8 protein-coding genes are annotated in these 12,901 nt (G+C 69.8%); 7 read left to right on the forward strand and 1 reads right to left on the reverse strand.

Translation table 11 applies throughout. The annotated features are described in order from the left end of the window. Positions 1 to 29 precede the first annotated feature (29 nt). The 4 genes from B0F77_RS28750 to B0F77_RS28765 are packed head-to-tail and all read left to right on the forward strand — an operon-like array spanning position 30 to position 7,531. Positions 30 to 2,066, forward strand: a complete 2,037-nt coding sequence (locus B0F77_RS28750; protein WP_086666123.1) for a glycoside hydrolase family 31 protein — start codon at positions 30 to 32, stop codon at positions 2,064 to 2,066. Further along, complete coding sequence (locus B0F77_RS28755) at positions 2,063 to 4,042, forward strand: beta-galactosidase (protein ID WP_245848767.1); 1,980 nt, start codon at positions 2,063 to 2,065, stop codon at positions 4,040 to 4,042. Before B0F77_RS28750 ends, B0F77_RS28755 begins: the two co-directional genes overlap by 4 nt. Beyond that, a complete protein-coding gene (locus tag B0F77_RS28760; RefSeq protein ID WP_211294079.1) occupies positions 4,039 to 5,496 on the forward strand; it encodes a glycoside hydrolase family 43 protein in 1,458 nt (485 codons plus the stop codon). The genes B0F77_RS28755 and B0F77_RS28760 overlap by 4 nt, the downstream gene beginning before the upstream one ends. Positions 5,497 to 5,521: 25 nt before the next feature. Beyond that, positions 5,522 to 7,531: a cellulase family glycosylhydrolase gene (locus tag B0F77_RS28765; RefSeq protein WP_086666124.1), complete on the forward strand. Its 2,010-nt coding sequence runs from the start codon at positions 5,522 to 5,524 to the stop codon at positions 7,529 to 7,531. Between the two features lie 24 nt (positions 7,532 to 7,555). Here B0F77_RS28765 and B0F77_RS28770 read toward each other — a convergent pair whose 3' ends face one another. Further along, positions 7,556 to 8,647, reverse strand: a complete 1,092-nt coding sequence (locus tag B0F77_RS28770; protein WP_086666125.1) for an aldose epimerase family protein — start codon at positions 8,645 to 8,647, stop codon at positions 7,556 to 7,558. Positions 8,648 to 8,909: 262 nt separating this feature from the next. Between B0F77_RS28770 and B0F77_RS28775 the strand changes: the two genes are divergently transcribed. The 3 genes from B0F77_RS28775 to B0F77_RS28785 all read left to right on the forward strand — a co-directional run bounded on the left by B0F77_RS28775 (position 8,910) and on the right by B0F77_RS28785 (position 12,625). Beyond that, complete coding sequence (locus B0F77_RS28775) at positions 8,910 to 10,997, forward strand: beta-galactosidase (protein ID WP_086666126.1); 2,088 nt, start codon at positions 8,910 to 8,912, stop codon at positions 10,995 to 10,997. 250 nt (positions 10,998 to 11,247) lie between these two features. After that, positions 11,248 to 12,120: a thermonuclease family protein gene (locus B0F77_RS28780; protein WP_086666127.1), complete on the forward strand. Its 873-nt coding sequence runs from the start codon at positions 11,248 to 11,250 to the stop codon at positions 12,118 to 12,120. Next, positions 12,110 to 12,625 carry a hypothetical protein gene (locus B0F77_RS28785; RefSeq protein ID WP_086666128.1) on the forward strand — a complete coding sequence of 172 codons (516 nt, stop codon included), beginning with the start codon at positions 12,110 to 12,112 and terminating at the stop codon, positions 12,623 to 12,625. The genes B0F77_RS28780 and B0F77_RS28785 overlap by 11 nt, the downstream gene beginning before the upstream one ends. Positions 12,626 to 12,901 lie beyond the last annotated feature (276 nt).

Consider the following 12,901-nt stretch of genomic DNA (forward strand, 5'->3'; position numbering starts at 1 on the left):
CGCACTTCACCACCGCGAGGAGCCCCCGCATGCCCACGTTCTTCCGAGACCTCGGCACCGCGCTCGAATGGCGTGCCAGGGGCGAGACCCTGCGCGTCGAGGCCTGGGGCCCGCACGCAGTCCGGGTCAGGGCCACGCCGGCCGGGCCGCTGCACGACGACCTGCCGGGAGCTTTGCTGGACACACCACCGGACGGCGACGAGGTCGAGATCAAGATCGCCGAGCACCACGCGACGCTCGTCAACGGCCGGCTCACCGTCCGGATCGACGCGCACACCGAAGGAAAGCTCACCCCGGAGCTGGGAGCGTCCGCGGGCTCGCTGACGTTCCTGCGCACCGAGGACGGCACCGAACTGCTCGCCGAGCAGCCCGCCCACTTCTGGTGGCCCGGCCCGCGGCTGGCCACCGCGACGGGCAACGGCCACCACCGTCTGGAGCAGCGTTTCCAGGCGTACCAGGGGGAACGGCTCTACGGCCTCGGCCAGCACACCCACGGGATGCTGAACCAGAAGGGCGCTGTCATCGACCTGGTGCAGCGCAACGCCGAGGTCACCATCCCGCTGATGATCTCCGACCGCGGCTACGGCCTGCTGTGGAACTCGCCCGCGATCGGCAGGGTGGAGCTCGCCGAGACCGGCACCCGCTGGGTGGCCGACAGCGCCCGCCAGATCGACTACTGGATCACCGCGGGCGAACCCGCGGACGTGCTGCGCGCCTACGCGGACGCGACCGGCCACGCACCCGAACTCCCCGAGTGGGCTTCCGGTTTCTGGCAGTGCAAGCTGCGCTACCGCACCCAGGACGAGCTGCTGGAGGTCGCGCGCGAGTACCGGAGGCGCGGGCTGCCGTTGTCCGTGATCGTCTGCGACTTCTTCCACTGGACCCATCTCGGCGAGTGGAAGTTCGATCCCGCCGAGTGGCCCGATCCGGCGGCCATGGTGCGCGAGCTAGACGAGCTGGGCGTCAAGCTGATGGTCTCGGTGTGGCCGTCGGTCAGCCCGGCCAGCGAGAACTACCACCCCATGCTGGACCAGGGTTTCTTCATCGGCACGGAGTTCGGGCCGATGGCGCACGCGGACTGGCCGGACAAGGGTCTTGGCGCCTACTCCGCCCAGGTCGCCTTCTACGACGCCACCAACCCCGAGGCCCGCGCGTACGTGTGGGAACGCATCCGGCGCGGCTACCACGAGTCCGGCATCAAGGTCTTCTGGCTGGACGCGGGGGAACCCGAGCTCAAGCCCGGCCACCAGTACAACCTGCGCTACCACGCCGGCCCAGGGCTGGAGGTCGGCAACCTCTACCCGCGCGAGAACGCCCGCACTGTCCACGACGGACTGAAGGCGGCCGGGGAGCACGAGATCATCTCGCTCAACCGCTCCTCGTGGGCGGGCGCGCAGCGGTACGGCGCCGCGCTGTGGTCAGGGGACATCGGCACGGACTTCGCCTCGCTGCGCACGCAGATCAAGGCGGGCCTGAACGTGATGATGTCCGGAATTCCCTGGTGGACCACGGACATCGGCGGCTTCCACGGCGGCGATCCGGACGACCCGGCCTACCGCGAGGTCCTCGTGCGCTGGTTCCAGTACGGCACCTTCTGCCCGTTGTTCCGCCTGCACGGTTTCCGCGGCGACGAGCAGGTGCTCGAACCCGCGATGACCGGTCTGGCCAACGAGGTCTGGTCCTACGGCGAGGAGGCCTACGAGATCCTCGCCGCGCATCTGCGGCTGCGGGAACGCCTGCGTCCGTACGTGATGGACCAGATGCGGATCACGAGCGAGACCGGCGTGCCGCCGATGCGGCCGTTGTTCCTGGAGTTTCCCAGCGACGTGGGCGCGTGGGACGTGGAGGACGCCTTCCTGCTCGGCCCCGACCTGCTGGTCGCGCCGATCACCGAGGCCGGTGTCCGCGAACGCGAGGTCTACCTGCCGGCCGGAGCCCGGTGGACCGACGCGTGGACCGGCGAGGAGCACGAGGGCGGGCGGACGGTGACGGTCGCGGCGCCGATCGAGCGCATCCCGCTGTTCCTGCGCGACGGCGCCGATCTGCCCGTGCGGGGGGAGCCGTGATCACCGGACGGCTGGGCGGGCTCGCCTTCGGTGGCGACTACAACCCCGAGCAGTGGGACGAGCAGGTCTGGAAGGAGGACGACGAGCTGATGCGGGCGGCCGGGGTCAACCTGGCCACGGTCGGCGTGTTCTCCTGGGCACTGCTCGAACCGGAAGAAGGCCGCTACGACTTCGCCTGGCTCGACGCGCACCTGGAACGCCTGCACGCCAACGGTGTCCACGTCGACCTCGCCACACCGACCGCCTCGCCGCCGCCGTGGTTCACGCTGGCTCACCCGGACGCCCTGCCGGTCACCCCGGACGGCACCAGGCTGACCCACGGCAGCAGGGACACCTACTGCCTCACCTCGCCGGCCTACCGCACCGCCGCGCGGCGCATCGCCTCCGCGCTCGCGGAACGCTACGGCGACCACCCGGCGCTGGCGTTGTGGCACGTGCACAACGAGTACGCGACGTTGTGCTGGTGCGAGCACACGGCCGCCGCCTTCCGGGTCTGGCTGCGGGCGAAGTACGGCTCGCTGGAGGTGCTCAACGCGGCGTGGGGCACGGCGTTCTGGAGCCAGCGGTACGGCAGCTGGGAGCAGATCCTGCCGCCGCGCGCCACCCAGTGGCACCGCAACCCCGGTCACACGCTGGACTTCAGCCGGTTCTTCTCCGACGAGGTGATCGCCGCCTACACCGAGCAGCGCGACGCCATCCGCGCCCACAGCGACCGTCCGGTGACGACCAACATGATGGTGCCCGGCTACCAGAACATCGACCTGTGGGCACTCAGTCGTGAGGTCGACCTGGTCTCGATCGACCACTACCCGGACGCGCCCGGCCTCGACGCCGCCGCGGACACCGCCTTCGCCGCGGACCGCGCCCGGTCGTTCGCGGGCGGCAAACCGTGGCTGCTGATGGAACAGGGCACCAGCACGGTCTACGGCGGAGATCGCGTTCTCGCCAAACAACCGGGGGAGATCCTGCGCCACTCGCTCGCGCACATCGCGCGCGGGTCGGAGGGAGCGCTGTTCTTCCAGTGGCGCCAGTCGAAGGCGGGCGCCGAACAGTGGCACTCGGCGATGGTCCCGCACGCGGGACCGGACAGCCGCGTCTTCCGCGAGGTGCGGGAAACCGGTGCGGCCGTCGGCAGGCTCGGCGAACTGGCCGGCTCGACCGTCACGGCGCACGTGGCCGTGCTGCACGACTCCGACGCGTGGTGGGCGTTGAACTCGGACGGCCTGCCTTCGTCCGAGCTCGACTACCACTCGGCTCTGCGCCGAGCCCACCGCGCGTTGTGGGACGCCGGGGTGGTCACCGACTTCGCCCACCCGGAAGCCGAGCTGAGCCGCTACCGGCTCGTGGTCGCGCCCGCGCTGTACCTGCTGTCCGACGCGGGCGCGGAGAACCTGCGGCGCTACGCCGAGAACGGCGGCACCCTGCTGGTGCAGCACTTCAGCGGAGTCGTCGACAGCTTGGCGCACGCCCGCCTCGGTGGTTACCCGGCCGCGCCACTGCGCGAGGCGCTCGGCATCAGGGTCGAGGAGTATCGGCCGCTCGCACGCGGCGAGCGGATCTCGCTGTCCGACGGTTCGCACGGCACGACCTGGAGCGAGTCGCTGCGCACCGACAGCGCCGAGACGATCGCCGCCTACACCGACGGCGCTCTGGCCGGATCTCCCGCGTTGACCACGAACCGGTGCGGTGCGGGCACCGCCTGGTACCTGTCCACCCGCCTCGACGCGGTGGACTACGCGGGCCTGGTCGCCGAACTGCTGGAGGCCGCCGGCGTCCGTCCGGTGCTGGCCGGTCTGCCGCCCGGCGTCGAGGCCGTCACCCGCGACGGCGAGGAGTGCCGCTGGCACGTCGTGCTCAACCATCGCGCCGAACCTGTCTCGCTGCCGAGTGCCGCTCACGACCTGCTCACGGGCGGGCCGGTCGGGGAAGTGCCCGCCGGTGGCTGCGTGGTGCTGAGGGAAGGAACGGTCCCGTGACGAACCCGGTGATCCCCGGAATGCACCCCGACCCGAGCGTGTGCCGGGTGGGGGAGGACTACTACCTGGCGTGTTCGAGTTTCGAGTACTTCCCCGGCATCCCGATCTTCCACAGCCGGGACCTGGTGACCTGGACCCAGCTCGGCAACGCGCTGGACCGGCCCAGCCAGCTGTCGATGAGCGCGGAGACACCGTCGTCGGGCGGACTCTACGCACCGACGCTGCGCCACCACGACGGCCGGTTCTGGCTGTGCGTCACGAACGTGAGCGACGGCGGTGGCAACGTCGTGTACACCGCCACCGACCCGGCCGGGCCGTGGTCGGACCCGATCCGTCTTCCCGGGGTCGGTGGCATCGACCCCGACCTCGCCTGGGACGACGAGGGCGGCTGCTGGTGCACGGTCGCCGGAGTGGCGCAGTACCGCGTCGACCCGGTGACGGGGGAGACCTTCGGTGAGCCCAGGCGACTCTGGTCCGGCACGCCCGGTGCCAAGGCCCCGGAGGCGCCGCACCTGTACCGGATCGGCGACCACTGGTACCTGTTGATCGCCGAAGGTGGCACCGAACGGGGCCACGGCGTCTCGATCGCGCGCGGTCCCGCGCCGGACGGCCCGTTCGAACCGTGCCCAGCCAACCCGATTCTGTCGCACCGGAGCACTGATGATCCGGTGCAGAACACCGGTCACGCGGATCTGGTGCAGGCATCGGACGGGTCGTGGTGGATGGTGCTGCTCGGCGTGCGGCCCGGTGGCGGCACCCCCGGCTGGCACGTGCTCGGCAGGGAGACGTTCCTCGCGCCGGTGAGCTGGGTCGACGGCTGGCCGGTGGTGGGCGACCTCGTCTCCGCCCCGCCGAGCGCCGTGTTCGCCGAGCGTGACGACTTCGACGACACCGAGCTGAGGCCGTGCTGGATCTCCCTGCGCGACCGCTCCGACCAGCACTGCACCACCAAGGACCGAGCCGGGTGGCTCACCCTGCGCGCCCGCGGGTCCAGTATGGACGATCCGGCCGTCGTGTTCGCCGGCCGACGCCAGCAACACCGTTCGTGCTCCGCCCGCACCCGCGTCGATGCCGCGGAGGGCACCGGTGGACTGGCGATCCGGTTCGACGAGGAGCACCACTACGAGATCGAGGCGGCGGCCGGCGAGGTGCGGGTGCTCGCCCGCATCGGTCCACTGCGGACGGTCGTGGCGACACGACCCGTACCGGCGGGCCCACTGGTTCTGGGCGTGCGGGTGGACGAGGCGCGTGAGCTTCGTGACGCGCGTTCCGGGCCGGACACCATCTCCGTCGGCTTCGAGGAACCCGACGGCACGTTCACCGTGCTCGCCGGGCTCGACGGCCGGTACCTCTCCACCGAGGTGGCCGGCGGCTTCACCGGACGGGTCATCGGCATGTACGCCGCGACGGGCACCGTCCACTTCGACTGGTTCGACTACCAGCAGGGCTCATGACGATCAGCGGAGATTGTGAGGGTTCATGTCCGGACTTCGCCTCACCAGGCGGGCATTGATCGGGGTGGCCGCCCTGGTCGCGACCGTCGTTCCCGCCGCAGCGACCGAGGCCGCCGCCGCGGACCCCGGTTGTCGCGTCGACTACTCGGTGACGGGCGAGTGGCGGGGTGGCTTCGTCGCGAACGTCGCGGTGACCAACCTCGGCACCGCGCTCGACGGCTGGCGGCTGACCTGGGAGTGGCCGTCGGGTCAACAGGTCGGCCACGCCTGGAACGCACGGGTCACCGAGTCCGGCGGCGAGGTCGCCGCCGCGGACGCGGGCTACAACGCCCGGCTCGCGGCGGGCGGGACCGTGACGTTCGGCCTCACCGGCACCTGGTCGGCCGCCAACACGGCGCCGTTGTCGTTCTCGCTCAACGGTGTCAGCTGTGTCCACGGAGGCGCCGCCCTCAGCGCGATGGAACACACCGCGGCGATGCAGCCGGGCTGGAACCTCGGCAACACGCTCGACTCGACCGGCGCCGACGAGACGTCGTGGGGCAACCCGCGCATCACCGAAGCGTTGCTGGACAACGTGAAGGCGCAGGGCTTCAAGAGCATTCGGCTGCCTGTCACGTGGAGCGCGCACCTGGCACCGGACGGCACGATCGAGGCCGCGTACCTCGACCGGGTCAAGGAGGTCGTGCGCTGGGCGTTGGCGCGCGATCTGTACGTGATGATCAACATCCATCACGACTCGTGGCAGTGGATCTGGAAGATGCCGGCCGAGCACGACCAGGTGCTCAACCGGTTCAACAAGGCCTGGACGCAGCTTGCCGCGTCGTTCCAGGAGTTCGGGCCGAAGCTGACGTTCGAGAGCTGGAACGAGCCGCAGTTCACCGGCAGCACGGGCAAGCCGCAGGAGATCCAGCTCAACAGCGAGCTGAACGCGTCGTTCCACGACATCGTGCGCCGCTCGGGCGGCAACAACGCCACCCGCCTGCTGGTCCTGCCGACCTTGCACACCTCGGCCGAGCAGCAGTACGTCGACCCGCTGGTCGAGCAGATCCGCGGGTTCAACGACCCGAACCTGATCGCGACCGTGCACTACTACGGTTACTGGCCGTTCAGCGTGAACATCGCGGGCGGCATGCGCTTCGACGCCACCACGCAGAAGGACCTGACCGACACGTTCGACCGCATCTCGAACAGCTTCGTGGCACGCGGCATCCCGGTGATCATCGGCGAGTACGGCCTGCTCGGCTTCGACCGGCACACCGGCACGATCGAACAGGGCGAGAAGCTGAAGTTCTTCGAGTACTTCGGCAACCAGGCGCGCACCAAGAAGATCACCACCATGCTGTGGGACAACGGCCAGCACTTCGGCCGCACCTCGTTCCAGTGGAGTGATCCGGAGCTCTTCACGCAGATCAGGTCGAGCTGGACCACCCGCTCCGGCACGGCCTACTCGGACCAGGTGTTCAGCGCCCGCTCGGCCGCGATCACGGCGAAGACCGTCGCGCTCAACCTCAACGGCACGACGTTCACCGATCTGTACCACGGTGACACGAGGCTCACCCGCGGCAGTGACTACACGATCTCGGGCGACCAGCTCACCCTGACCGCGCAGGCGCTCACCAGGCTGAGCGGCTCGCGGGGCTACGGCACGAACGCGGTGCTGACGGCCCGGTTCTCCCAGGGTGTGCCCTGGAAGCTCTACGTCATCACCTACGACACACCGATTCTCTCGGACGCCGGCGGGACGACCGCGCAGTTCGAGATCCCGACGGCCTTCCGCGGCGACCAGCTCGCCACGATGGAGGCCAAGTACGACGACGGCACCAACGCCGGTCCGAACGACTGGACTTCCTTCAAGGAGTTCGACACCACGTTCGCGCCGAACTACGCCGACGGCCGGACCATCGTGAAACCGGACTTCTTCAACGCCGTCCGGGACAACGTCCGAGTGACCCTCACGTTCCACTACTGGAGTGGTGCCGAGGTGACCTACCACGTCACCAGGTCGGGGAGCACGGTCACCGGTACGACGGCCTGATCCGGTCGCCGGCGCGACCGGGAGTCAGTTCGCAGTGGACAGTCGGTAGACGGTTTCCTGATGGTAGATCTCGCCGGGCCGCAAGATGGTGCTGGGAAAGTCCGGGCGGTTCGGCGAGTTCGGGAAGTGCTGCGCCTCCAGTGTGAAGCCGGCACCGCGGTGGTACGGCCGGCCGCCGGTGCCGACCAGGTCCTCGGTCAGGGAGTTGCCGGAGTAGAACTGCACGCCGGGCTCCGTGGTCCACATCGTCAGCAGGCGCCCGGATCCCGGGTCCTGGGCCTGTGCGGCGAACGAGGGGATGGGGTGGCCCGGACCGTCCAGCGTCCAGTTGTGGTCGTAGCCGTTCGCGAGGCACAGCTGGGGATCGGGCTCGTAGATGCGGGCGCCGATCGGCGTCGCCAGGCGGAAGTCGAACGGGGTGTCCTCGACCGGCACCGGGTTCCCCACCGGGATCAGGGTGTCGTCGACCGGGCAGAACCTGCTCGCGTTCAGCGTGAGCGAGTGGTCGTACACGTCGCCGGTCCCCTCGCCCGCGAGGTTCCAGCAGGTGTGGTTGGTCAGGTTGAGCACGGTCGGCGCGTCCGTGGTCGCGCGGTAGATGATGCTCAACCGGTTGTGCCGGTCGAGGTGGTAGGTCACCTGCGCGGTGACGGTGCCGGGGAAGCCGTCGCCCGCCGGGCTCACCAGGTCCAGCCGCAACCCGATGCTGTCGGGTTCGTGGAGTTCGGTCGCGGACCACACACGTGTGCCGAACCCGGCGGGTCCGCCGTGCAGGGTGTTCGGGCCGCTGTCGAGCGGCACCCGGTGCACGACGCCGTCCAGGGGGAAGGAGCCACCGGCGATCCTGTTGGCGTAGCGGCCGATCACCGCGCCGAAGAACGCCCTGGGCCTGCCTGGCCGGTTGTTCGCCACGTAGTCGTCGAGCGAGGAGAAGCCGAGCACCACGTTGGCGGGAACACCGTCGCGGTCCGGCGCCTCCAGCGACTGGATCACGCCTCCGTAGTCGAGGATCCGGACGGTGAGCCCGCCGGGCCACGCGAGGACGTACCGGTGCACATCGTTGTCACCGAGCCGGCCGAAGCGCTCGCGGACGAGCTCGGGTACGCGCTGGGACATCGAACTCCTAGTGCCGGGGACGATGCCTGCGACATCGAGCCGTGGAGGGCGCTGCCTTCGTCTTGCGAGAGACGAGTGTTATCGCTAACAATTGTTCGGTCAAGTGATGACCGGGTAACCGAAGTAACTGCTGTTAGCGCTCACAAGTTACGGTTTCCGAGAGTGATGGCGTCCGGGCGCCCGTCTGGCCCGTCGATTCGAGTCGAACATCGCGAAGTTGCCTGTGCGCAAACGGAACTCGCGAATCCACGGAGGTCCCCAGATGGCGGTTCTGCCCCCGCGCGTGTTGTTCGGTGCTGCCTACTACCACGAGTACCAGCCGCACGACCGCCTCAAGACCGACCTGGACCTGATGGCGGAAGCGGGTTTCACCGTCATCAGGGTCGGCGAGTCGGTGTGGTCGACGTGGGAGCCGGAGAACGGCCGGTTCGACCTCGACTGGCTCCAGCCGGTGCTGGACGGCGCGCACGAACGCGGCATCTCGGTCGTCCTCGGCACGCCGACGTACGCGGTGCCGCCGTGGCTCGCCAGGCAGTACCCGGAGATCGCCGGCGTCGGGTCCGACGGCCGCAGGGTCGGCTGGGGTGCGCGGCAGGAGGTCGACTTCACCCATCCGGCCTTCCGCTTCCACGCGGAACGGATCACGCGCAAGATCGTCGCCCGGTACCTGGACCACCCCTCGGTCATCGGCTTCCAGGTGGACAACGAACCGGGCGTGCGGCTGATCCACAACCACGGTGTCTTCCAGCGGTTCGTCGACCACCTGCGCGCCACGTACGGCGACGTCGAGAACCTGAACCGCGCGTGGGGGCTGGTGTACTGGTCGCACCGACTGTCCACCTGGGAGGATCTGTGGACGCCGGAGGGCAACGCCCAGCCGCAGTACGACGTCGCGTGGCGGGCGTTCCAGGCCAGGCAGACCACCGAGTTCGTCGCCTGGCAGGCGGAGATCGTGCGGGAGTACGCGCGCCCGGAGCAGTTCGTCACGACCTGCCTGCACTACTCGCACGTCGCGGTGGACGACGACGAGCTGACCGACCACGTCGACGTCACCGCGGGCAACCCGTACTACGACATGCAGGACGCGCTCACCCTGCCGGATCCCGACACCCTCGACCAGGACTGGAAGACCCGCGGGGTGTGGGCGTTCTACCGCGGCGCGGACTGGATCTTCTCCTCCCGCCAGGAACCCTTCCTGGTCACCGAGACCAACGCCGGCAACATCGGTGGCACCTCGGACAACCGGCCCGCGTACGACGGTCAGTGGCGGCAGGCGGCGTGGGCGTTCGTCGCCCGCGGTGCCCGGATGATCGAGTACTGGCACTGGCACACGCTGCACTTCGGCGCCGAGACCTACTGGGGTGGGGTACTCCCGCACAGTGGCCGGCCGGGCCGGGTGTACGCCGAACTGGCGCGGCTGGGTGCCGAGTTCGCCACGGCGGGCGCCGCGGTCGCCGGGATCGAGCCGGACGCGGACGTGGCGATGGTGTACTCGCTGCCGAGCAAGTGGTACATGCAGAAGTACCCTCCGTTGTCCACTTCGGACGGTCACCCGGACGGTGGCGCGTACCAGCGGATCTTCGACGCGTTCTACCGCGGTGCCTTCGAGGCCGGGCTGCAGGTGCGCATGATCCACGCCCGCCGGTTGCCCGAACTGGACGAGGTCGCGCGCCGGTATCCCGTGCTGGTCGCGCCGGCGTTCTACCTCGTCGACGACGCGACCGCCGACTGGCTGGCCGCCTACGCGCAGGCCGGTGGCCACCTGGTCATCGGGCCGCGCACGGCGTACGCCGACCAGGACGCGAGGATCCGGCCGGAGCGGGCGCCCGCACGGCTCGTCGAGGCGGCGGGCGTCTACTACGACGAGTTCAGCAACCTCTCCCGCGACCTGCGGGTGCACGCGTCGGAGGGCGGCCCGCTCGCTCTGCCGGACAACGCGGTCGCCACCCAGTGGGTGGAGGGGTACACCGTGACGGACGCGGACGTGCTCGCCGAGTACGACCACGACCACTTCGGTCGTTGGCCCGCCATCACCACCCGGCGCCACGGGTCCGGCCGCGTCACCTGCGTCGGCACGGTTCCCGGCCGTGAACTCGCCGTCGCACTGGCCAGGTGGCTGGCACCCACGCCCAGGGCGGGATGGCTGGACCTGCCGCCCACCGTCACCGCGACGACGGGCACCTCGCCGGACGGGGGCCACGTCCACGTGGTGCACAACTGGAGCGGAGACTCCGTCGAGGTGCGGGCACCGGTCGCGCTCACCGACCTGCTGGACGGCACCGAGGTCGTCGCCGGCGGCCGGGTCGCGCTGGGGAAGCGGGACGTGCGCGTGTTCGTGCAGCGGTCCTGACCTCACCGATCTTCCTCGAGGGCGAGATCTCAGGAGCGTGCGCGAGCAATCACAGAAGGCGTTCCGTGAAATATGAGCCGATATCAGTTTGAACTTTTTCCGTTCTTGACGGTGTTGTGGGCGCCGATGACACTGCTCTGTCAACGGCACATGCATTCATGGCCGATGTGATGATCGACGAGCTGCTCTGGATTGGTGTGCTCGTTCGTCTCATGGATTGTCCGACGCCCGCCACGCTGGGGAATTGCTATTGTTCAGACCAATTGATCTCATAATTCGCCGGACGCGCCTCGGGGCGGTCCGCCGCTTCTGGTGGCGGAGCAGCCAGGGTGCGCGGATCACGATCGCGTCCCTGGGCGCCGTCGCCGCGCTCGCCACCACCAGCGCGGCCGACTTCTCCGTCGACGTGGTCCCGGGCGCTGGTGGGCACAGCGAGCTCGACCAGGCAGTGCACCGGGGCGACTCCCTCGAGGTGATCGTCCGCGCGGTGTCCGAGGTGGACTCGTTCGAGGGCGTGGAGGCGGTCACCGGACTGTTCTTCCACGTCCGCGTCGTCGGGTTGCGCCGCGACGAGGGCTGCTGGCTGGTGGAGTCCCGCCGGGCCGCCCAGGACCTGTTGCGCGGCGAGACCATCCGGCTCGTCGTGAAGAACGGTGACGTGCAGGGGGACGAACGGCTGGCCGGTGACGTGCTGCTTCCGGACGGGTCGGACTACGCGCGGACCGTCGTGGGCGGCGGCGCGGCGGCGGCCGACCCCGAGGTCAGAGAGGATCTCGCCGCGGCCGAGTCCACCGCGCGGCAGGAACGTCGCGGTCTGTGGGGAGCCGGTTGTGCGATCGGCGAGGCGACCGCGGTGCCCTCCGGTGAGCCCTCGTCGTCCCCGCCAGGCGCGGTCACGACGACGAGCGCCCCGGCCGCCACGACCACGACGACCGCGCCTCCGGCGCCGTCTTCGCCTCCGGCGTCGTCCACCTCGCCGGCGCCACCGGCCGACGACTGGGTCGACGACAGGGTGGGCGGGCCGTGCCTCCTCGAAGGGATGCGCAGGACGTCACCCCGGGGCAACGTCATCGTCTGCACGCACGACGACAAGGGCAAACTGAGGTGGCGGCGTGCGGAGTGACGATCACGTCGACCTCTTCCGCAAGCCTGACGACGGTGCCGGCGCGGAACCCGTCGCCAGCCGGGGCAGCTCGCCCCGCGGCCTGACCTCGGCCGGCTGGGTGCGCACGACGGGGTGGCTCCAGTTCGGCGACCACCCGGTGAGCTCGGCGCACCTCGCCGCACTGGCGGGGCTGCTGTGGGGAGTCGTCGGCGCGGCGGTCCTGATCAGGGCCCACCCTGTTGCCGCCGGTGTGCTGGTGGCCTCCGCCCCCGCGCTGTGCGGCGGGTCGTGGTGGCTGCTCACGGCGGTGGTGTGGCCCGCGTCCTCGGCGTGCAACATCGGCAGGAAGCCGGTGGACGAGCTGGTGCCCGGCGACCTCGTGCGGCTGCACGGCTCGATCGGGCCGGTGGGGCAGGTGGCCGCGGTGACCTTCGGGGACGACGTCCGGGTCGCTTTTCACGGTGGCGGGTGCGAGGTGTGGCCTCGCCGCCAGGAGGTGCACCTCGTGGAGTTGCTCAACTGACATTTCCACACAAACGATGGGAGATCCCATCAGGCGGCATTCGTCGAATGCTCGTCGAATTCGATGTCGAAGATTGTCCACTTCGTTAGCTGGAACCGTGAACTGCGCCACATGAAGTCGTCCGGCCTTTTCCGTGCGGTTCCCATCTGGTGGACGCCGCAATGTCGCGGCGTGAACAGCGGGGTGTCACAGCGGGGTGTCAATGACGACAGCACGAATCTCCCGTCGCGTTTTTCTGGCCGCAACGGGGCTCGCCGCCTCGCGTTCGGTCTGGTA

This window comes from Lentzea kentuckyensis (assembly GCF_002150765.1).
Classification (GTDB): domain Bacteria; phylum Actinomycetota; class Actinomycetes; order Mycobacteriales; family Pseudonocardiaceae; genus Lentzea; species Lentzea kentuckyensis.

Bases quoted from the DNA above. Each gene is read 5' to 3' on its own strand.
- B0F77_RS28775 (WP_086666126.1), top strand. From the start codon at position 8,910: ATGGCGGTTCTGCCCCCGCGCGTGTTGTTCGGTGCTGCCTACTACCAC.
- B0F77_RS28765 (WP_086666124.1), top strand. From the start codon at position 5,522: ATGTCCGGACTTCGCCTCACCAGGCGGGCATTGATCGGGGTGGCCGCC.
- B0F77_RS28750 (WP_086666123.1), top strand. From the start codon at position 30: ATGCCCACGTTCTTCCGAGACCTCGGCACCGCGCTCGAATGGCGTGCC.
- B0F77_RS28770 (WP_086666125.1), bottom strand. From the start codon at position 8,647: ATGTCCCAGCGCGTACCCGAGCTCGTCCGCGAGCGCTTCGGCCGGCTC.